16 protein-coding genes and 1 pseudogene are annotated in these 20,571 nt (G+C 62.2%); 11 read left to right on the plus strand and 6 right to left on the minus strand.

What is annotated here, in order from left to right; genetic code table 11:
* Positions 1 to 7 precede the first annotated feature (7 nt).
* The 5 genes from NZ453_RS20880 to egtD form a co-directional block, all read right to left on the minus strand.
* Positions 8 to 1,135, minus strand: a complete 1,128-nt coding sequence (locus tag NZ453_RS20880; protein ID WP_263772888.1) for a response regulator — start codon at positions 1,133 to 1,135, stop codon at positions 8 to 10.
* Between the two features lie 102 nt (positions 1,136 to 1,237).
* Entirely contained in the window at positions 1,238 to 1,651 is a 414-nt protein-coding gene (locus NZ453_RS20885) for an Hpt domain-containing protein (protein WP_263772889.1), read from the minus strand.
* Positions 1,652 to 1,894: 243 nt separating this feature from the next.
* Positions 1,895 to 2,812, minus strand: a complete 918-nt coding sequence (locus tag NZ453_RS20890; protein ID WP_263772890.1) for a GntR family transcriptional regulator — start codon at positions 2,810 to 2,812, stop codon at positions 1,895 to 1,897.
* Between the two features lie 243 nt (positions 2,813 to 3,055).
* Positions 3,056 to 4,303: an ergothioneine biosynthesis protein EgtB gene (egtB, locus tag NZ453_RS20895; protein ID WP_263772892.1), complete on the minus strand. Its 1,248-nt coding sequence runs from the start codon at positions 4,301 to 4,303 to the stop codon at positions 3,056 to 3,058.
* Between the two features lie 14 nt (positions 4,304 to 4,317).
* Positions 4,318 to 5,208 carry an L-histidine N(alpha)-methyltransferase gene (gene egtD / locus NZ453_RS20900; protein ID WP_263772911.1) on the minus strand — a complete coding sequence of 297 codons (891 nt, stop codon included), beginning with the start codon at positions 5,206 to 5,208 and terminating at the stop codon, positions 4,318 to 4,320.
* A gap of 386 nt (positions 5,209 to 5,594) precedes the next feature.
* Here egtD and NZ453_RS20905 point away from each other — a divergent pair, with 386 nt between their 5' ends.
* Together NZ453_RS20905 and NZ453_RS20910 are read left to right on the plus strand one after the other, a co-directional pair.
* Positions 5,595 to 5,969 (plus strand): DUF2784 domain-containing protein, encoded by a 375-nt coding sequence (locus tag NZ453_RS20905; RefSeq protein WP_263772894.1) that lies wholly within the window; start codon positions 5,595 to 5,597, stop codon positions 5,967 to 5,969.
* A 222-nt stretch (positions 5,970 to 6,191) separates the two neighbouring features.
* Positions 6,192 to 6,632 (plus strand): annotated as a pseudogene (locus NZ453_RS20910) (alpha/beta hydrolase); the annotation flags it as partial.
* Between the two features lie 342 nt (positions 6,633 to 6,974).
* On the opposite strand, the gene NZ453_RS20915 reads toward NZ453_RS20910, so the two are convergent.
* Positions 6,975 to 7,850 carry a DMT family transporter gene (locus NZ453_RS20915; protein WP_263772895.1) on the minus strand — a complete coding sequence of 292 codons (876 nt, stop codon included), beginning with the start codon at positions 7,848 to 7,850 and terminating at the stop codon, positions 6,975 to 6,977.
* Positions 7,851 to 8,349: 499 nt separating this feature from the next.
* Between NZ453_RS20915 and NZ453_RS20920 the strand changes: the two genes are divergently transcribed.
* From NZ453_RS20920 to NZ453_RS20960, 9 genes are all read left to right on the plus strand, one after another.
* Positions 8,350 to 8,583 (plus strand): hypothetical protein, encoded by a 234-nt coding sequence (locus tag NZ453_RS20920; RefSeq protein WP_263772896.1) that lies wholly within the window; start codon positions 8,350 to 8,352, stop codon positions 8,581 to 8,583.
* 13 nt (positions 8,584 to 8,596) lie between these two features.
* Complete coding sequence (locus NZ453_RS20925; protein ID WP_263772897.1) at positions 8,597 to 9,460, plus strand: c-type cytochrome; 864 nt, start codon at positions 8,597 to 8,599, stop codon at positions 9,458 to 9,460.
* A gap of 53 nt (positions 9,461 to 9,513) precedes the next feature.
* Positions 9,514 to 10,911 carry a cbb3-type cytochrome c oxidase subunit I gene (locus NZ453_RS20930; protein WP_263772898.1) on the plus strand — a complete coding sequence of 466 codons (1,398 nt, stop codon included), beginning with the start codon at positions 9,514 to 9,516 and terminating at the stop codon, positions 10,909 to 10,911.
* Positions 10,912 to 10,914: 3 nt separating this feature from the next.
* Complete coding sequence (locus NZ453_RS20935; protein ID WP_338051220.1) at positions 10,915 to 11,724, plus strand: CbbQ/NirQ/NorQ/GpvN family protein; 810 nt, start codon at positions 10,915 to 10,917, stop codon at positions 11,722 to 11,724.
* 4 nt (positions 11,725 to 11,728) lie between these two features.
* Positions 11,729 to 13,705, plus strand: coding sequence for a nitric oxide reductase activation protein NorD (locus NZ453_RS20940; protein WP_263772900.1), 1,977 nt, complete (start codon positions 11,729 to 11,731; stop codon positions 13,703 to 13,705).
* A gap of 159 nt (positions 13,706 to 13,864) precedes the next feature.
* Positions 13,865 to 15,484, plus strand: coding sequence for a methyl-accepting chemotaxis protein (locus NZ453_RS20945; protein WP_263772902.1), 1,620 nt, complete (start codon positions 13,865 to 13,867; stop codon positions 15,482 to 15,484).
* A gap of 293 nt (positions 15,485 to 15,777) precedes the next feature.
* Entirely contained in the window at positions 15,778 to 16,587 is an 810-nt protein-coding gene (locus NZ453_RS20950; RefSeq protein ID WP_263772903.1) for a substrate-binding periplasmic protein, read from the plus strand.
* Positions 16,587 to 18,206: a sensor histidine kinase gene (locus NZ453_RS20955; RefSeq protein ID WP_263772904.1), complete on the plus strand. Its 1,620-nt coding sequence runs from the start codon at positions 16,587 to 16,589 to the stop codon at positions 18,204 to 18,206. The genes NZ453_RS20950 and NZ453_RS20955 overlap by 1 nt, the downstream gene beginning before the upstream one ends.
* A gap of 24 nt (positions 18,207 to 18,230) precedes the next feature.
* Entirely contained in the window at positions 18,231 to 20,444 is a 2,214-nt protein-coding gene (locus tag NZ453_RS20960) for an EAL domain-containing protein (protein WP_263772906.1), read from the plus strand.
* The last annotated feature ends 127 nt before the right edge of the window (positions 20,445 to 20,571 follow it).

Here is a 20,571-nt window from a genome sequence, read left to right on the forward strand (position 1 = left end):
CCGGTCGCTAGACGTTGCGCAACTGGCTCAGCTTGCCGTTGAGCCGCTGCAGCGTCTCCTGCGTCTGCGCGCCGCGATTGAGCATTTCCACCATGCGGGTCATGAAATCGCCGACCATGTCCTGGAGGAACTTTTCCTGGTTCTCGGTGAGCCCGAGTTTGAAGAACGAGTTGAGCAAGGTTTCCTGCAGGTCGACGATCAGCTTGGAACTCACCGTTGTGGTTTCCTGGTGCGCGTCGCGCAGTTCCATGATCGTATTGCCGACGCTTTCCAGCGCGGCGAGAATGCCTTGTTGCGCTCTACGGTGTGCCTGCTCGGTATGGATGGCTTTCAGCCGCGAATCGACGCCCTGCGCGGCGACCGACAGATGGTCGCGGAGGCGGCCGCAATACTCGGGATCGTCGATCGGCAGATTGTTGATCATCAGCGTGATGCGCTCGAAGTTGTGTACGCTGCGGCGCCGGAATTCGAAGATCCGGCCCTGCGAGCGTACGTGCTCGATGACCGACGTTTCCAGCGGCAAATTGTTGCCGGCCGCGCTCCGGGTTTGCGTGTCACCGCCGATGCGCGTCTGCACCACGCCGTCGAGGCGGTAGCGCTTGAGCAAATCAAGCAGCTCGGAGGCAATTTCCTCGGCGCTCTCCATGGCGATCAGCTTGCTCATGAATTGCAACAGGATGCCGGTCTCGTCCATGTTGGCCATGACCAGCGACGAAAGCATTTCCGCTTCTTCGATCTGCACGGCCAGCGAGCGCTGGCTGATGACCATCGTCTGCGCCACCAGCAGCTTGCGCAGAAGTTCCTCCGGATCGAACGGCTTGACGATGAAGTCCTGGCCTCCAGCGTCATAACCGCGGACCCGTTCCTCGATCGTGTCGCGCCCCGAGACGAAGGTCACCGGGGTGCCGTGCAGACTCGGGTCGTTCTTGATGTGCTCGCAAAGCGAGTAGCCGTCCATCCCCGGAAGACTCACGTCGAGGAGGAAGAAATCCGGCTTCTCGGTTTCCAGCCGCGCTAGACACTCCTCGGCACTCATGAACGTATGGATCTGGCAATCCGGTTCGAGCGTGGCGTGGATGATATCCAGTACGACGGGGTCGTCGTCGACGACGAACACCTTGAATGACGAAGTCATGCTGTTCCTCAATGCCTGTGTTTTTCGGTGCGCACGCCGATCTGTCTGCCTTTGGAGGAGCCGTCCGGATCTGTCGTCGAATAGCGAGCTATGCCAAGCTTTCTACGTGTCGTCTTTTCCCAGGACGGAGAGAATTTCACGGCTCATCTCGCCGGCCGTGCGCTCGAGTTCATCGAGCCAGAAGACGGCCGGTTCGCCATTCTTGAGCGTCATCTCGAGCGAGAGTGCGATCGAGTGCAACTCGGTCATTCCCAGCATGCCCGTACGGCCCTTGAGCGCGTGCGTCAGGTTGACGGCTGCTTCGTGCGATCCGTTGGCGATGGCCTGCCGGATTTGCGATGCCGCGGCCGGGCCGTGCGTCGTGAAATCGAACAGCCAGTGCGCGTAGCGCTCGCGGTCTCCGGCGAAGCGGGCGAGCGCTTCCTGCGCGCGTACGTTACGGATGGCGAACACGCCCTCAGGCTGTTCAGTACGGCTTTCAGGATTGGTCATACGCGCATTCTCGACTGCATTCATTCCCTGGTTTCCTCATACGTCGATGAGCCGGCGGTTTTGACGAAACGCCCGTACCGCCTTGATCGCGAACATGTTCCCAAAGTCACGGACGCTTGTGCATCCGTACTTTGTGCAAGAAATTGCGGGAACTACGTAGTCATTGCCGGGCAGGAGTCACGCGACTCGAAAAAACGGAATGTTGTTCCTGAGAAGGCCTTACGCCGGCAGCCGCACATGACTTTGGCGGCAAGAGGAAATAGCGGATTAAGGGAGCGAGGGAGGAAGCGCTTCCCCGTGAACCGTATCCTGACGCGCATCGTCGAGATGCGCCCGCATCAACGAGGCCGCGAGCAGGAGATCGTGTTTGGCAATCGCGTCGAGAATGCCGATGTGTTCCTGCGCCTGCCGACGCCGCGCGCTGCGTTTCGCCGGTTGCTTGTATTCCACGAGACGGCGCAGTCGATTGACGCGGCGTACCGAGTGCAGAATGAAGCGGTTGTTCGACCACTCCGCGACCATCTCGTGGAAACGGCTGTTGGATTCGAACAGCTCGATGACGGTCATCGTCTCGTAGCCGCCGTCGACGATCGCCTGCTGTTCGCGCCGCAGCGCGACGAGTTGCGCCGGATCGTAGCGGAACGAAGAACCGAGAAAGCAGATTGGCTCGATTGCCTGCCGGAACAGGAAGCTCTCTTCGTAGGCTTCCGGCGAATCGATCATCGATTGAAAGGTCCAGCGGTGCCCTACGCGCTGACGAATCCAGCCTTCCTCGCTGATGCGCGCGAGAATCTTGCGCAGCGTGCTGCGCGCCACCTTGAAGTGGCGCATGAGTTCCGCTTCGCTTACTTCGTCCGGGAGGCGGCCGGCGTGTCGCTCTTCGGCAATGGCTAGATAGAGCGGATCGTCCGGCTGTGACGAGTACATCGCCGCGACTTGATCCCAATCACGGGCGTCCTTGGCGAGGAAAAAGCCTCGGTTGGCGTCCTGCTGCACGACGCCGAGGCTCAGAAGGTGGCGCAATGCCGCCTGGATCGGCGACCGCGATGTGCCAATCTGTTCCGAGAGCACGGCTTCGGGCAAGTGTTCGCCGGCGCGCCGGTTTTCCCGGCGAACCATTGCGACGATCTCCCTGGCCACTCTTGTTTGTAAAGGGGTCAATTTCTGTTGCGACTCGGCACCCATGCGGGCGAGTTTACCATGGCGAACGTGACCACATTGTGCCGTCCGTGAGCAATTCGCCGCCGTACGCGCCGCCGGGGGAAAAAGCGCAACACCGGGAGCGGAATCCGGTCTTTATTTAGAAGGGGCAGTGCGCCATCGATCTGAAAGCGACCTTGGCGCACGGCGCCGTGGATGGTGCGGATCGTGGGGATGGTGCGCCGTTTCGGCTTGTCGCTCAGGCAGCGTCCTTGCGGTGCGAGTCGGCTAATCGCGGGCCAGGCGGATTCCCGAGAATTGCCAACATGCCGAAGCGGGGAAAAAGTTCCGGTAGGTCACCCGGGCGTGTCCGGGAGGCGTTACGCAAGAGCTGCCCCGCAGCACGTACTGGTTCACCATGAACTTCCCGTTGTATTCGCCGACCGCGCCCGCGCTGGCGCGGAAGCCGGGGTAGGGAGCGTAGCTCGACTGCGTCCATTGCCAGGCGTCGCCGAAAAACTGCCTCATGCCGGAATCGGAAGCCGCGCGCGGGTGAAAGACCCCGTCCGCGCCGAAATGCTCTTCCACAGGCTGCGTCGTGGCAGCGAGTTCCCATTCCGCTTCGGACGGAAGCCGAGCCTCGGCCCAGCGGGCGAAGGCGTCGGCCTCATAGTAGGAGACGTGAACGACCGGCCGCTCCAGATCGAGCGGTGACAAGCCGCCGAGCGTGATTTCTTGCCACCGTTCGCCCGGATGCCAATAAAGCGGGTGATGGCGATTCTCCGCTACGCGCCAATCCCAGCCTTCCGATAGCCAAAAACGGGGATCGGCGTAGCCGCCGGCATCGACGAATTCCAGATACTCGCGATTCGTCACCAGCCGCGAGGCGAGCTGGAACGGCTCGATGAAGACGCGATGCCTCGGCGTTTCGTTGTCGAAACAAAAGTCGTCTCCGCGATGGCCGATTTCGGCGACGCCCCCCGGGCATTCCAGCCAGGAGAGCTCGGGCGCGCGCTCGGAAATTTGCGGCGGTTTGCTGTAGGCAGGAGCCAACGGGTTGCGCGAGAACAGGTGTTTGAGATCGGTGAGGATGAGTTCCTGGTGCTGCTGCTCGTGATGCAGACCCAGCGTGAGCAGGTCGGACAACGCTGCGTCGTCCCTGCGTTTCCCCCCGCCTTCGGCGGCGTCGAGCACGGCGAGGATTCGCCTATCGACGTCATTGCGGTACTCGCGCACGGCGGTCAGCGGGGGGCGGGTCAGAAGGCCCCGTTGCGGGCGCGGATGTTTGTCGCCGACGGCGTTGTAGTAGGAATTGAAGAGGACGCGAAAGGCGGGGTGAAACGGCCGGAAATCCGGCTGCCAGCGTTCGAGGATGAAGGTTTCGAAGAACCAGGTGGTGTGGGCGAGGTGCCACTTGACCGGGCTGGCGTCGGCCATCGATTGCGCACAACAGTCTTCGGCGGAGAGCGGTGCGGCGAGCGCCAGCGTCTGCTCGCGCACGGCGAGATAGCGTTGAGCAAGCGTACGGGTGTCCATGTCGTTCTTTCGAGTCAGGCGTGGGCGAGGAAAACCGCGAACCAGCGGCGGGGGTCCGTCCAGCACACGATGCTGGAGAAGCCGGCCCGATCAAGCAGGCCGGCGAAGTCTTCAATGCCGTACTTGTAGCTGTTTTCGGTGTGTATGCGCTCTCCGCGACGAAAACGGCGCTCGCCACCCATCCAGGCCACGGTGGTGTCTACGAGCGCTTCGAGGTGCATCTCGATCCTCGAACGCGCGTGATTGAAGAACGCGTGATGCCGCCATTCGCGGAGATCGAAATTGCTGCCGATGAGCCGATTGAGATGGGCGAGCGCATTCAGGTTGAAGGCCGCCGTGACGTTTTCGGCGTCGTTGTACGCCGCGTGGAGTACCGATTCCTCCTTGACGAGGTCGACGCCCACCAGCATGGCCCCGTCGCCGTCGAGCAGGCGGCGGGAACGGGAGAGAAGGCCGGCCGCGTCGTCGGGTTCGAAGTTACCGATCGACGAACCCGGATAGAAGACGAGGCGGCGTTCGGCCGGCACCTCGCCGTCGAGATCGATGTCGGCGGCGAGGTCGGCGACCACCGGGCGCACGTCGAGCGTCGGATGTGCGTCGCGCAAGGCCTGTGCAGCGTCATGCAGGAAGTCGGCCGAGATGTCGATCGGCACATAGCAGGCCGGCCGGATCAGCGAACAGAGCTCGTGCGCTTTCTCGCAGTTGCCGGCTCCGAGCTCGATCACCGTCGACTCGGCCGGGATGCGCTGCGCCATGTCGCGGCCGTGCGTGCCCATGATCGAACGTTCAGTGCGGGTGGGGTAATACTCGGGAAGGCGCGTAATGCGCTCGAAAAGCATCGATCCGTGGGAATCGTAGAAGTATTTGGGCGGAATCATGGGCGGTTCCCGGCTCAGGCCGGACACGATCTCTTCTTGCGCAGGATGAACAACGGGGCTGTCGGTCGGCAATTGGAGTCTCCATTCAAGTCGGGTTGACGTTGCCGATGCGGAACACCACAGAGGTGGTACCGGCAGAGAATCCGGCGGAGGCCGGAAAAGTGATTGGGATTTGTCGCTATGAGGGCAAGAAAGGTTCCGATGAAGGTGACGCGCCGGGTGTGGCGGCCCGGCTCACGAATTGCTCCCTTCTTGCCTGGCGCTCCTCAGTGGCTGCAGAACCTGTGGAACCTGCCTGCCTTCGTCCCGGTCTAGATCATCAGTTCATGGCGTCCCGTGCCGCCGGCAGGGCGTCCACGCGAGTGGCCCGCGCGAGTTGCCGCTCAGGCGCTTTATGCCCAAATCGAGACCTCATGTTGTTCAGCTTGCTCGCCGACGTCGTCGTACTTATCCACCTTGCGTTCATCCTCTTTGCGGCGTGCGGCGTAATCCTCGTCTGGCGGTCGTTACGCTTGATCTGGCTGCATCTCCCCGCTGTGCTGTGGGCTGCGGCTATCGAGCTTTCCGGAGGCATATGTCCGCTCACACCGCTTGAGAATCGCTTACGTAGGCTCGGCGGCGAAAGCGGCTACACCGGCGGCTTCGTCGAGCACTGGGTTGTTCCTCTGATCTATCCCGGCGGCTTGACCCGCGAGATGCAGACGGGGTTGGGCCTGGTCGTCCTCGCCGTCAATGCCACAGCCTATCTGGTGCTTGCACGCCGGCTGATTCGGCGGCGAGGCGCATAAGCGAGTTGCCGCGGCATCCACCGCATGACTTAAGGATGTGCCATGAATAGGCGATTGGAAATCGACGAGAAGAACGAAAGGCCTGGAGGCGTCGAGCCTGGCACAGCGTCCGCACCCGCGGGGAAAGGGAAAGGGAAAGGGAAAGGGTACGAGAAACGTACGGCCGGCGCCTTGCTGCTCTCGCTGGCGATCGTGCTGGTCGTTCTCGCAGGAGGTGTGGTGATGTTTCAGGATCGGCAGATTTACTTTCCGGAAAACCCGTCGCGCAAGGAGATCGTTAACGCCGCGCGCGAAAACGGTTTGCGGCCATGGCCGAGCGAGCACGATTACCGGGGCCTGGTTCGCGAACCGAGCGAAGCGGCTCGCGCGACACTGGTGCTCTTTCACGGCAATGCCGGCCACGCGGGACAGCGCGCGGTCTACGCGGAAATCCTCTCGCGCTTTGGCGTGCGGGTGATTCTCGCCGAATACCCGGCCTACGGCTCGCGCAAAGGCAAGCTCGGCGAAGAGGCCCTGGTGGCGGACGCGCTGCAGACTTTTGAGCGGGCTCGCCAGGCGTTTCCGGGGCCGATCATGCTCGCCGGCGAGTCGTTGGGCGCCGGTGTGGCGGCGGCCATCGCGCGCCCCGCCGACGTGAGCGAGTTGCTCCTGATCACGCCCTGGGATCGGATCGAGAACGTGGCCAAGCACCATTTCCCGTGGCTTCCCGTCGGGCTCTTCCTGCAGGACCGGTACGACAACGTGGACAATCTCGACGGCTACGAAGGACGCGTCGCGGTGATCGTCGCAGAGCGCGACAGCATCGTTCCGGCGTCGCTCGGCAAGGAACTCATGGCACGGCTTAGCGGAAGCAAGCGCCTGTTCGTCATTCCGTCGGCGGACCACAACGACTGGATGGCAAGAGTCGATGCTGACTGGTGGGAAACAGTAATGGGTTTCCTGCTTGAGGACATCGGGCGTGTCTCGGCGGTCGCTGCCTCTGGTGCGCCAGGTGCGGTGTCGGTGTTACAGCGCGAGCAGGCGTCGTGGCAGGACGAGGATCAGTCCCGAAACGCCGATGATCGCCATGCCGAGCACCGACCAGGCATCGGGAAGGTGGCCGAAGACGGCCCAGCCGAGCGCCGTCGACCAGATCAGCTGAATGTATAGCAACGGCGACAAGCTGGACGCCGGCGCATGGTGCATTGCGCGGATGAGCAAGGAGTGGCCAACACCCCCGCAGAATCCGAGCGAGAGAATCATGAGGCCTTGACCGAGCGAAGGCACCGTTCCGGTCCAGAACGTCGGCAGGAAGAGCGACATCGTCACTGCGCCGATCAGAGCGATGTAAAACAATTGCCGCGCCGGCGGCTCGGTCGCCGTCAGCTTGCGCGTCAGGATGTTGTAGATCGCGTAGCACAGCGCGGAACAGAGTGCGAGCGCCACTCCGATGCCCTCCATGACCCCGCCGGGGCGGGCGATGAACAGCACGCCGGCAAAACCACCGAGCGTCGCCAGCCACGTGCTGCGCCGCAGTTTTTCTCCGAGGATGGGGCTGGCCATCAGCGCCACCAGCAGGGGCGTGATGAACACGATTGCCGTCGTCTCGGCGAGCGGCAATGTGCGAAACGCGAAGAGGACGAAGACAGTCGTCAGCACCTGACTCAAGCCACGGGCAATCATCAGCAGCGGGTGCTCGGTACGGACGATACTCCAGCCTTCGCGGCGAGCCGTCGTGGTCAACATGAAGACGAGTTGCGAGGCATAACGCGCCCAGGCTAGAAGAGGGACGGCGAAGTAGACCGAAAGGTACTTAGCCGTCGCGTCGGAGACGGAAAAAATGAGCAGCGCGCCGATGAAGAGCAGCGAGCCGCGAAGGCGGTTTGGCGTAGGAGAAGTCATTCGGGAAAGGCGCCGGCTCGCCGCTGATCGGCAGGTGGGCGGTCGTGCAACGGAGGCATCCGCTCGATGTTGGACACTGTGCGCGTGATGTTTTCAGTTGGCCGGGGTTGCTTGCAACCCGCAAGAAAAGAACGATGGCCGAAGAAAACGCGCACAGAAAAACCGGGAAGTAATTGAACTAAACGGAGCAGCCAGGGTGCAGTAAGCGCGGCGGAAATTCGGCGCGCGCTTGTTCTTTGAACCAAGACCAAGGCTTAGCGAGCGTATCACACGCGGTGCCGACCACAAAGGCAGGGTGGCGGATTGTCGATCCGCAGAAGGAAAAGGTGCTGTGCGGCTCAAGTTGACCGGTCACCGGTGCGGGTATTGGATTGCACCCAGGTGTCGGGAGCCGCCCGCCAGGGAACCTCGCCGGCGCATCATCACCCCAGCTTTTTGCCGTTTTCTTCTGCAATATTTGCCGAACACCTTGCATTGGGGTAGCAGGTAAGACGACATCGTGCGCAGATTCGCCTCTTTGTGCAGACCGGGGCAGGTGATCGGCGGCATAGCCGGGCATGGGGGTTGCCGCCGCTGCCGCAACAACAACGGCAAAGCGGAGGTGGCGATGGAGGCAGAGTCGCTTTACGGACTTCTCAGAATCGTCAGTATCGCGGTTCTGCTCATCATGATCGTCGCCGCGTGCTACTCCGGGTATATGGCGATCATGCACTGGACCGGCATCGGCGTCTGAGTCGGGGGCGAAAATGAACAAACGCCAAAGTCGCCTCTTCGCGGTCGTCTCCACCGCATTGGCCGCCGTCGCCTTTCTCGGAATGACGGTTGACAGCCACCGGCAGTTCGACGCTCTCACCAACGCCAAGAACATTACCCCGGCCGTCGCCCACGGCAAGGACGTCTGGCACAAATACAACTGCGTCAATTGCCATACGCTGTTCGGCGAGGGCGCTTATTACGCGCCCGATTTGACCAAGATCGCGCAGCATCGAGGCGAAGCCTATCTTCACGCCTACATGCAGGACCCGTCGAAGTTCTACGACGAGACGCGTCACCGCCGTTTGATGCCCAAGCAGAATCTGGCGGAAAACGAGATCACCGACCTCATCGCCTTCCTCGACTGGGTTTCCAAAGTGGATAACCAGGGATGGCCGCCCCGGCCGATTCTGGTGACAGGCGCGTCGATCCCCGGCACCGATCTCACCACCGAACAGCAGGCGACCAAGGCCGAGCAGGGCGGCAGCCAACCTCCCGGCGCTCGGCCGGTCGGCAGCGGCCAGGACCCCATCGCCCTCGGCCAGTCGCTGTTCCGTTCGGTGGCGCCGGCGTGCGCGGCCTGCCATTCGGTGGCGCCGGGCGTGAACATGGCCGGGCCCTCGCTCGCCGGCGTCGCGACGCGGGCGCAACAGCACATCGGAACGCCGGACTACAAGGGCCAAGCGAAAGACGCCGCGGGCTATATCCGCGAGTCCATCGAACATCCCAGCGCGTACGTGGTCCCGGGCGCGATGTACTCGGCCAACGGGCAATCGTTCATGCCCGCGACGTACGCCAAGGAGCTCAATTCGGAGCAGATCGACCAGCTTGTGGCTTATCTGGCGACCTTGAAGTAGGCGGATGACGTTCCCGTACGAACCAACATGAAAGCAAAGGGAGGAGGGCATCCATGAGATACCGATCGCAGCAAGTCGCTTACTGGTACTTTGCCGTCGCTATGCTGCTCTTCGGCCTGCAGATCGTCTTCGGCCTGCTCTCGGCCACCAAGTACCTCGGGCCGGACCCCTTGCTGTACGTGCTGCCCTTCGATGTTACCAAGGTCATCCACACGAATTTGCTCGTCGTCTGGGTGCTCACCGGCTTCATGGGCGCCACCTACTGGATGGTGCCCGACGAATCACGCACCGAGTTGTATAGCGTGCGCCTTGCGTACTGGCAGCTTGCCCTGTGGGCCGTGATGGGCGTGGCGACGATCATCGGCTACTTATTCCGGTACGGCACCGGCAACAAGCTGCTCGAGCAGCCGCTGCCGTCGAAGCTCACCGTCGTTGTCGTGATGTTGATGTTCCTCTACAACGTCGGCATGACGATCCGTAAGGCCGGTCGCTTTACCACCAGCGAAGGCGTGTTGCTGATCGGGCTCGGCATGGCGGCAGTGCTTTACCTGCCGGCGCTGCTGGAGTTCGAAAACTATACGGTGGCGATCTTCTATCGCTGGTGGACGATTCACCTGTGGGTTGAGGGCGTGTGGGAAATGATTCAGGGCGGCTTCCTCGCCTACCTGCTGATCCGCCTCTCAGGCGCGGATCGGGAAGTGATGGAGAAGTGGCTGTACGTGATCGTCGGCCTCGTCTTCATCGCCGGCATCCTGGGCACCGCGCACCATTATTACTGGGTAGGCGTGCCGCACTATTGGCTGCCTATCGGCGGCTTCTTCAGCGCGCTCGAACCCGTGGCGCTGATCGGCATGGCGATGTATGCGTACGGCGCGATCCGCCGCACGGGGCTGGCGCACCCGAACACGCTGGCGTTGCACTGGACGATCGGCAGTGCCGTGTTCACGCTTTTCGGGGCTGGCGTACTTGGCCTCGCGCACACCTGGCCGTCGGTGAACAAATGGACGCACGGCACGCTCATCACCGCGATGCACGGCCATGCGGCGTTCTTCGGCGCCTACGCGATGATCGTCATGGCGATGATCACTTACGCCTTGCCCGCGATGACGCCCGACCGCCGCGAAGAAGGTTCCAGCCTGGGTTATTGGGCGTTCTGGCTACAGATCGGCGGCATGTTCGGGATGACGCTATCGTTCGCCACGGCGGGCATCGGGCAGGTTTACCTTGAACGTATTCTTGGGCTCGGCTATCTCGATACGCAGCTCAAGATCCAGGTGCACTTTCTGATGCTGCTCGCCACCGGCGGGATCTTTGCGTTGGGCGTCGGCGCTTTCATCTGGGATTTCTTCCGTTATCGGCCACGCTTTGAGGTGATCGAGGAGTCCGCCGTGCGTGCCGGGGCTCCGGCGGGCGCCGCGCTCACCGGCGCCTCGCGCATACGGGCCGTGTAACGCGTGGATCGGATCGGAAACGAAGAGCTTGGCGACGGCAGCCCGCCGTTCTATCTCGCGGTCGGCAATGAGGTCGAGTTGTTCGAGCAATGCGCGGCGCGCCAACTCGCCGTCATGCTCAAGGGGCCGACCGGTTGCGGCAAGACGCGTTTCGTCGAATACATGGCGTGGCGGCTCGGGCGTCCGCTAATCAGCATCGCCTGCCACGACGATCTGTCGGCCAGCGACCTCGTCGGCCGCTACCTGATCCATCATGACAGCACGATGTGGCACGACGGGCCGCTCACGCGCGCCGTGCGCGAAGGCGCCATCTGCTACCTCGACGAAGTGGTCGAGGCCCGCTCGGACACGATCGTCGTCCTGCACGCGCTCACCGATCACCGCCGTCTGCTGCCGATCGACAAAACGGGCGAGACGCTGCATGCCGCGCCGTCGTTCATGCTCGTCATCTCCTACAACCCCGGCTACCAGCACATGCTCAAGGATCTCAAGCCAAGTACCCGGCAACGGTTCGTCGCCTTCGAATTCGATCTTCCGGCCCCCGGCATCGAGACGCGCATCGTGCAGCGCGAAGGCGGCGTGTCGGAAGCCGACGCCGTGGCGCTGGTGACGCTCGCCCAGCGCCTGCGCGCGCTGCACGAAAAGGGCTTGGCCGAAGTGCCGAGTACGCGGCTGCTCGTCGCCGCCGCACGCTTAGCGGCGGCCGGGATCGATTTGCGAACGGCATGCATGGCGGCGATCGTGGCACCGCTCTCTGACGACGCCACGCTCGTTGACGCGATGCGCGATCTCGTCGACGCAACGTTCGTTTGACGGCATGGCGGAAGGCGAAGACCTCATCGTCGACGCCGCACGGCACGTCACGGCGTACGGGCAAGCCCTCTGGCAACGGCACCGCAAGGCGCCGCGCGACGGTGCACCGCGCCTCGCCGATCTCGCCGCTCGGCTCGCGTTTCTGCTGACCGCCGTGCATGGCGGCCATTGGTCGTTGCGCGCGGCACCTCCTGCTCTTCCCCCGACCCTGCTGACACGGGTTTTCCGTGGCAAGGAACGCCCCTGGCCAGACCTCGCGCTGCCATCTTGTGCAGGGAGAACCGTTTGGCTGCCGAGCGAGCTGAAGGGTGTGGCGGTTGATCGTGCGCCGGCGCTGTTTCGCGCCATGGCGTTGCAGCAAGGCCTGCGCGCCGTGCGGCGGGAAGAGATGGGGCGGCAAGGGCCACTCGATCCGCTGGCCTGCGAATTTCTGCTTGTCCTCGAGGCTGAGGCGGCGGATGCGGCGCTGGGACGTGCCCTGCCGGGTTTGGCCGACGACCTGCGCCGGCTGCGCGAAGAAGCGCGGCGCCGGCGCCCGCCGCTGGAGCGCTTCCCGCCGCACCGGCGGGCGCTCGAACAGTGGTATCTCGCACGCAGCGAGGCGTGGACCGGCATGCTCGACGCCGCTTCGCTGGAAGCCGCAGCACAGGAGCTGGCGGCCGCATGGCCACATCCCGCTAGCACGTTGTTCAAGGATTGGTGGACGGGTGATTGGCCGCGCGAGGAAGGAACGTCGGCGGCCATGGGTGGCGGGGAAACGCCGCTCGACGATGTTCCCGTCCGCAGCGCGCGCCTGGACCGGCGACCGCGTGTGCGGCAGCGCCGAGAGGGCGAAGACGACGATGCCGCCCCCGGCGCGTTCATGGTGCAAACTGCGCAGCCGCATGAACATGCCGAAGACCCGATGGGTGTTCAGCGGCCCGCGGACCGTGACGCCGATAGCGCGGCGGAAGCGTATGCCGATTCCGTCTCCGAGCTGAACGAAGCGCGCCTCGTGCGTACGTCGCAGCGCGCGCATGAGGTGCTGCTTTCCGACGACCCTCCGCAAACGAAAACCGTGTTGGAGACGGTAAAGGTGTCGGCCAGCGGAGGCGGCGTGCGCTATCCGGAGTGGGACTACCGCCGACAATCGTATAGCGAGCCCGGCACCACGGTGTTTGAAACCACTGCCATGCCGGGGGCGCGGTCGTGGGTCGAGCGCACGCTTGCCGAACAGCGGTCGATGCTTGGCCAGATCCGGCGGCAGTTCGAACGCTTGCGTGTGCGGCGCGTCGCCCGTTACCGCCAGTACGAGGGTGACGAGATCGACATCGATGCGTGCATCGAAGCACGTGCCGACCTGCGCGGCGGCGCCGCTCTTTCGCAACGCTTGTATCGGCAGAGTCGTCCGGCTCGGCGCGATACCGCGATCGTCGTTCTCGTGGACGTCAGTGGCTCGACCGACGGCTGGGTATCCGGGCAGCGGCGCATCATCGACGTGGAGCGCGAAGCGCTATTGCCGCTGTCGATCGCCCTCGACAGTCTTGGCGAGCCGCACGCGATCCTCGCGTTTTCCGGAGAGGGCGCGCATGGCGTTTCTGTTCGGCGCGTCAAAGGCTTCGACGAACATCATGGTGATGAGGTTGCCTTGCGTATCGCCGGCCTCGAGCCAGAGCGCTACACGCGTGCGGGCGCCGCACTGCGTCACGCCTGCGCTCTGCTTGCCGAGCGCCGGGCGCGGCATCGCTTGCTGCTCCTGCTTTCCGACGGCAAACCGAACGACAACGATCAATACGAAGGGCGCTATGGACTGGAAGACACGCGGCAGGCGGTGCTGGAAGGCCGGCAGCGCGGGCTGTCGATTTTCTGCCTGACGGTCGATCGGCAGGCGGCCGCTTACGTGCCGTACGTCTTCGGCAAAGGCCATCACGCTTTGCTGTCGCATCCGGAGCGATTGCCGACCGTGTTGCCGGAGTGGTTGAAGCGTTTGCTGGCCACCTGACCAATTCCAATCGCTCGTCTCAAAGCAAGGCGCCACGGGGTTTGTGTCGGAGTGACACCGTTCTGAATTAGTTTTTTGCCCATACGAAAACGTATGGGATGATCCTGCGGCCGAAGGCGCTTGGCGCCACAAACAAAAAACAGTGCGAGGGAAGACGTTATGAGAAGAACGATCACGGCCCGCCTGTCGGCGATGGTCATTGTCAGCATCGTGGCATTGCTCGGTGTCGGCGCGATCGGCAGCTGGACGACGCGAACGGCGCAAGGTACGGCGTCTTCGCTGATCGAGGAAACGATGCCGCGCAACGCGATGCTCGGCGAAATCCAATCCACCTTTCTCGTGCTCGAGGTCGAAGCGTCGGGCCATATTGCAACCAAGGAACCGACGATCAAGGATTCCGCGCAACAGAACGTCGACGCGGCCTACAAGAAGCTCGAGGTGCAATTCACGGAGTTCGCCAAGCTGGTCGACGATGAGGAAGGCAAGAAGATGCTGGCCACCGAGCAGTCGCTGCTCAAGTCGTATATGCCGGTAGCGCAGCAGATGATGGAAGCCTCGCGCGCTTATGACGTTGACGCGGCGACGCTGCTCATGTTCGGCAAACTGCGGCCGATCAGCCAGCAACTCAAGAAAGTGATGCTCGACCACACGGAGCACAACCGGCGGCAGGCCGACGCGGTGCGCGCGCAATCCGAGCGGCAGGCGAGCGTCGGCAATCTCGTCTCGTGGATCGGGATGGCCATCGCCGGGACGGTAGTCGTTTTCATCGGGCTGTTTACTGTCCGTGGCATTGGGGGCGCGGTTCGCGGCATGCAGGAAACCGTGGCGCGCATCGGCCGCGATCTCGACTTCACGGCGCGTGTGCCGGTCCTTTCGCACGACGAGCTGGGCGACATGGCCGATTCGCTCAATCGGCTGCTCGAACAATTGCAGAACAACCTGACGCAACTACGCAACGTCGCGGTGGCCGTTGCCACGGCGTCTACCGAGATGGCCGACGGTGCCACGCGCAGTGCCGCGAACTCGCAGAACCAAAGCGAAGCCGCGACAGGAATGGCGGCGGCGATGCAGGAGCTTTCGGTGAGCATCGCCCACGTCGGCGACCAGGCGACCCAGTCGCACGCCTCGACGTCGGAGGCGAGTGCGCTCGCCACGTCCGGGTCGGCCGTGATTACGCAGGCGGTTGAGGACATCAACGAAATCGCCGGCGTTGTGACCAATGCGACGGAACTCGTTAACGAGCTGCAGATGCAAAGCACGACGATACGCTCGGTTGTGCAGACGATCCGCGAGATCGCCGACCAGACCAATCTGCTGGCGCTCAACGCGGCCATCGAGGCGGCGCGAGCGGGTGAACAGGGACGCGGCTTTGCGGTGGTTGCCGACGAAGTGCGCAAGCTCGCGGAACGCGCCGCTCGGTCGACCGAGGAGATCGCGGCGACGGTGGCCAAGATCCAGGGCAGCGCTCAGACCGTGGCAAGCAACATGGAGACGACCGTGAGCTGCGTCAAGAAAACCGTGAGCCACGCCGAGGGGGCGGGCGAAGCCATCGTCAGAATCGGCGAGAGCAGCCGGCGCACCGTCAGCTCCGTCGCCGAAATCACCGACGCGATCAAGTCGCAAGGCGGCGCCAGCCAGAACGTGGCGCGGCTTATCGAGCAGATGGCGCAGATGGCCGACGCCGGGGCCGCGAGCGCGGCACGCGACGCGCAGACGGCACGCGAGCTCGATACGATGGCCAAGGACATTCACAAGGTGTTGGCCTCGTATCGGTTGTAGGCGGGTGTACGTGCCCGGGTCTGGGTGAGCCTGGGTTCGGGTGAATGGCGGGCCGCTCCGATGAATGCTTCGCCCGCGCGTTGCGGCACCTTCGGCACATTCGAGGCCAAGGTCCCGAATCCATGAACGCCCGTCGCTTCGTCGCCGTTGCTCGCACCGAGACTCCGTTCGCTCTAACAATCGCAGCCCTTCCGGCGGCTTTCCGGGGAATCTCCGCGGGTGATCTATAGTAGCGTCATACGCCTATGTTACATGGGACCGGCGAACACCCTCTGGGCAGAACACCTACGGCCATGCGTTTTCACCAACTCGCGCTTGTCACGTTGTCGGTCCTTATCGCTAGCCCATCATCGTTGCGGGCAGAAACGTTGCGTATCACCAACGGCGAGTGGCCGCCGTTTACCTCGCAGAGCCTGCCTCAAGGCGGGCCGCTCTCGCGCGTCGTCGCGGATGCTTTCAAGCAGGTCGGAGTCACAGTCGAGTACGGGTATTTCCCATGGAAGCGCGCTTACGAATACGCCCGCAACGGCACTTGGGATGGCTCGGTGGGGTGGGCGAGGGATTCGGTACGCGTCGTTGAGTTCGTCATGAGCGACCCGGTGATCTATGCGGACAAAGTGCTTTTCTACCGCAAGGCCGTACCGATTGAGTGGTCCCGTGTTGAGGATCTGAAACGCTGGCGCCTGGGAGCGGCGGCCGGCTACTCGTACGGCGAAGAGTGGGACACCGCCGTGCGCAGTGGCGTTTTGCAGGTGGAATCGGTGGCGCTCGACGAGCAGAACCTCCGCAAGTTGCTCGACAACCGCCTCGACGCGATTGCCATTGATCTGGAGGTTGGGCTCTATTTGCTACGCACCGCCTTCACACCGAGCCAGGCGGAGCAAATCACCTTCCATCCGCGCAGACTCAGCCGGTCGCTGATTTGTCTCACCCTGTCGCGGAAAAATCCGGCCAGCCAGACGCTCGTCGAGCGTTTCAACCAGGGCCTTGCTGCACTGCACGCAAGCGGTAGATTCGACCACTACTTCACCGAATACCATTTGACGACCCCGGTCGTCGATCAGGCCATAGACACTGGCAAACGAGGAGGCCGAGTTCCGTAATGCTTCCCGAATCCGCTATTCGGCCATCGAAGGTGCTGGGGCAGGGACAGCCCAAGAAGCAACGGGGGTTGCGACGCGCGCTCGTATTCGCCGTCATGGTTTCGCTGATCGTGCCTGGCATCGTCGCCGGGCTGACGATGATCTATTTGAATCGGCAGGAAATCATCGAAAGCGACGTACGCAAACGCAGCGACAAGCTTGTTGACCTGCTCCAAGCCGGGCTGGAACGGCCGCTCTGGGACATGACTCCGGAGAGCGCACAACCGCTGATCGGCGCTATCACCGCCGATCCGTCGGTTGTCGCGATCGATGTCATCGATCCGGAGCAAAAAACCATCTTCAGCTACCGCAACGGAGCCTCTTCGGAGAGCCAGACGGTCGTTGCTTCCCGGATGGTCCGCCATGATGGAGAGCGGCTGGCCGAAGTGACTCTCAGCTATTCTACTCAGGCAGCTACGGATTTTGCCTGGGAGGCGTCCGGGCGCCTGCTCGTCATAATTGCCACCCAGGTTCTAGCGTCGTTAGCCATCCTTGGTCTCTGGTTGTCCCGGCGAGTGTTGATTCCGCTGCGCAAGCTTGAGGAAAGCGCGGAGGGCATCGCTGCCGGCGATTTGCAGACACCTGTGGTCAAGCTCGCTCCCGATGAGTTTGGCGAGTTGGCTGGCCGCCTCGACAGCATGCGCCAGACATTGTCTGCATCGGTGAATCACCTCGAGGAACAGGTGGACGAACGTACCCACACGCTCAAGGCAGTCAACACCCGCTTGCAGTCGACGCTGGACGAGTTGCAGCGTATGCAGACCCATCTCGTTCAATCGGAAAAACTTGCGTCGCTCGGCTCCTTGGTCGCCGGCGTGTCACACGAACTCAACACCCCGATCGGGACGTGCGTTACCGTCGTCAGCACCATCAGCGACAAATGCCTTGAACTACGCCATCAGATTGATGCGGGAATCCGCCGTTCTCAGCTCGATACCATGCTTGACGATATTGCACAGGCCGCCGCACTGGCGCAGAGCAGCCTGCAGCGGGCGGCTCGGCTCGTTCATGATTTCAAGCAGGTTGCCGTTGACCAGACCAGCGCACGGCGACGCGAATTCGAACTCCGGGAGACGATGAACGAAATGATGGCGGCCGTGAGCCTCCGCCACAAACATGCACCCGTGACCTTCGAGATGAATATTCCCCCAGACATCGTCCTCGACAGCTACCCGGGCGCGTTGGAGCAGGTGGTCGGCAATCTGATCGACAATGCGGTTATTCATGGGGGCGAAAGCCGCCCGTCTTGCGCCGTCGTCGTTGCCGCAGAAAGAGAAGCAGGATTTGTGCGTATCACCGTCGAGGACAACGGCAAAGGCATCGAAACGCGACATCTCGCCCGCATCTTTGATCCTTTCTTTACTACCCGCCTGGGCAGCGGGGGCTCCGGCTTGGGCTTGAGCATCGCTTACAACCTCGTCACCGGCGTACTTGGCGGCGAGATCCGTGCCGAATCGGCGGTCGGCGCAGGGACTCGATTCACCATTGAACTGCCGCTTGCCGCACCGGCGGTGCGTAGCGACTCGTGTAACGAAGGATCGAATTACTTGCCGGAAAGCGACGGTCTTTCATCGCGCTAAAAAAAGCCCAGGGAGGCGTCACTAATGATTACCTCAGAAACAGACGAAGAGTTGATGTCGTTCCTTGGCGAACGTGATGCCGCTCCGGCCGTTGAAAAGCCTCGATGGCGCGTGCTCATCGTCGATGATGAGCCGGACGTCCACAAGGCGACCGAGATTGCGTTGAGCGGCGTAGTTATCGAGGGCCGCACCGTCGAATTCCTCCACGCCTATTCCGCGCAACAGGCTCGTCTTTGTGTCGAGCAACACGATGACCTGGCTGTCGTGTTGCTCGACGTGGTGATGGAAACGCCGGATGCCGGTCTGCAATTCGTCCGTTATGTGCGGGAAGAACTAGGCAATCACGCATTGCGTGTCATTCTGCGCACGGGTCAGCCTGGCTATGCGCCGGAAATCGACACCATCCGAGCTTTCGATATCAACGATTACAAGACGAAATCGGAGTTAACTCGCGTCCGCTTGTTTACGAGCCTGACCGTGGCCGTCCGCTCCTATTGGCAGATTCACCAGCTCGAGGCCAATCGTCGCGGTCTGGAAATGATCGTCGCCGCGAGCACCGATCTGAGCCAGCCTAAGGGACTGCAGCGTTTCGCCGAGGGCATCGTCACGCAATTGTGCGCACTGCTCTCCGTTCCCGAAGAGGGCGTCGTTTGCGCAGCCGCCAATTCCAGCGATGGCCATTCTGGGGAATCTCCCTATATCCTTGCCGCTGCCGGCCGTTACTCGCAATGGATAGGCATGTCGCTGGCAAGCGTTCCTGATCAACGGGTACGGGTCGAACTCGAAAGATCGCTGACTGACCGCCGACATCATTTTGGTCAAACGACACGCCTGTTTTTCAGTGCCTCCGACGGTGGATCTATTGCGGCCTTTGTCGATGTCGACCACCAATTGAGCAACGTCGATCTGGAATTGCTTGGGCTTTTCTGCAGCAATATCGCGGTCGCTTTCGACAACACGGTGCTGCTCAAGCGCATATCCGATCTCGCCTATGAAGACTCGTTATTGAAGCTGCCGAACCGAAACAGCTTTGTCGCCCGCATAAACCAGCGGGGGCCTGAGGCCGACGTGCTGGCCTTGATCGATATTGACGGCTTTGCCGACATCAATAGCGTGCTCGATCAGGAATTTGGCGACGCGGTACTCAAGGCGGTAGCTCAGCGCCTGCGCGAGAGTTTCTCCACCGCAGTGGAAATAGCGCGTATTGGCAACGATGTGTTCGGCATTCTCGGCGCACACGACGAGGTGAACACCGGCGCCATTGAGGCCGTTTTCTTGTCGCCGTACGAGATTGTCGGCGAAAAACTGCGCCTGTCCGCCACGACCGGACTATTGCGGTTGGACGAGGATCGGGAAAAGGCCGTGGAGCTTCTGAAAAACGCCAGCATTGCATTGAAACAGGCGAAGTCATTCAACCGCGGCAAGGCTCTTTATTTTGAAGCGGCGCATGCCGCCGCGGCGCGGGCACGAATGCAAATGTTGAACCGGCTGCGTCTGAGCTTTTCGGCGGAGCGGCTGTTCCTCGTCTACCAGCCGGTCGTTGAGTTGACCAGTGGGCGAATCGTTGGTGCCGAAGCCTTGCTTCGTTGGCGTACCGAGCAGGGCGAATTTATCCCGCCGGACACATTTATTCCCATCGCAGAACAATCCGGTCTGATGGTGCCGATCGGCGAATGGGTCGTGCGCACGGCCCTGCAGTTCCAGCGGCAACTCGCCCTTTCCGGATACCCCGGTCTGCGCATGGCGATCAATGTCTCTCATGTGCAATTCCGTGAACCTGATTTCGTCGAGAAGCTCGTGTCAATCGCCCGGGAATTCGGCACGCTTCCAGGGATGCTTGAGATCGAACTGACGGAATCGGTGGCTATCGACAACATCAAGTTGATCGTGAAAAAGCTCACTGCCGTGCGTGGCGCCGGTATCGCGGTTTCGATCGACGATTTCGGCACGGGTTATTCCTCGCTCAATATTGTTCGGCAGCTCAATGTTGACCGTCTGAAGATCGACCGCTCATTCATCAGCGGGGCGGAAAGCCGTGACGGCAACTTCAGCATTGCGGGGATCGTGCTGCAACTCGCCGCGCAACTTGGCTTGAAGACGGTTGCCGAAGGCATCGAAACCGAAGAGCAGCGGCAACGTGTGCGGGCGATGGGATGCACGGACGGGCAGGGCTACCTTTTTGCGAAACCGATGACGAGTGATGACTTCATCGGCCACTTGCGGAACAGCGTGCGTTGAGGCTGACGGCACGGCGGCTCGTTTGTGGGCGACTGCCTACAGATGGTCAGGACCGACGGGCGCGGCGTGCTCACTTGAGTACCGTGACTTCGGTTCGTTGCCTAAAGGTAAGGGCCAACGGAGGTTC

Source organism: Propionivibrio soli, from assembly GCF_025770765.1.
GTDB classification, from domain to species: domain Bacteria; phylum Pseudomonadota; class Gammaproteobacteria; order Burkholderiales; family Rhodocyclaceae; genus Propionivibrio; species Propionivibrio soli.

Excerpts from the sequence above, each read along its gene's own strand:
- NZ453_RS20880 (WP_263772888.1), bottom strand. The coding sequence starts at position 1,135 with ATGACTTCGTCATTCAAGGTGTTCGTCGTCGACGACGACCCCGTCGTA.
- NZ453_RS20885 (WP_263772889.1), bottom strand. The coding sequence starts at position 1,651 with ATGAATGCAGTCGAGAATGCGCGTATGACCAATCCTGAAAGCCGTACT.
- NZ453_RS20890 (WP_263772890.1), bottom strand. The coding sequence starts at position 2,812 with ATGGGTGCCGAGTCGCAACAGAAATTGACCCCTTTACAAACAAGAGTG.
- egtB (WP_263772892.1), bottom strand. The coding sequence starts at position 4,303 with ATGGACACCCGTACGCTTGCTCAACGCTATCTCGCCGTGCGCGAGCAG.
- NZ453_RS20905 (WP_263772894.1), top strand. The coding sequence starts at position 5,595 with ATGTTGTTCAGCTTGCTCGCCGACGTCGTCGTACTTATCCACCTTGCG.
- NZ453_RS20915 (WP_263772895.1), bottom strand. The coding sequence starts at position 7,850 with ATGACTTCTCCTACGCCAAACCGCCTTCGCGGCTCGCTGCTCTTCATC.
- NZ453_RS20925 (WP_263772897.1), top strand. The coding sequence starts at position 8,597 with ATGAACAAACGCCAAAGTCGCCTCTTCGCGGTCGTCTCCACCGCATTG.
- NZ453_RS20930 (WP_263772898.1), top strand. The coding sequence starts at position 9,514 with ATGAGATACCGATCGCAGCAAGTCGCTTACTGGTACTTTGCCGTCGCT.
- NZ453_RS20940 (WP_263772900.1), top strand. The coding sequence starts at position 11,729 with ATGGCGGAAGGCGAAGACCTCATCGTCGACGCCGCACGGCACGTCACG.
- NZ453_RS20945 (WP_263772902.1), top strand. The coding sequence starts at position 13,865 with ATGAGAAGAACGATCACGGCCCGCCTGTCGGCGATGGTCATTGTCAGC.
- NZ453_RS20950 (WP_263772903.1), top strand. The coding sequence starts at position 15,778 with ATGCGTTTTCACCAACTCGCGCTTGTCACGTTGTCGGTCCTTATCGCT.
- NZ453_RS20955 (WP_263772904.1), top strand. The coding sequence starts at position 16,587 with ATGCTTCCCGAATCCGCTATTCGGCCATCGAAGGTGCTGGGGCAGGGA.
- NZ453_RS20960 (WP_263772906.1), top strand. The coding sequence starts at position 18,231 with ATGATTACCTCAGAAACAGACGAAGAGTTGATGTCGTTCCTTGGCGAA.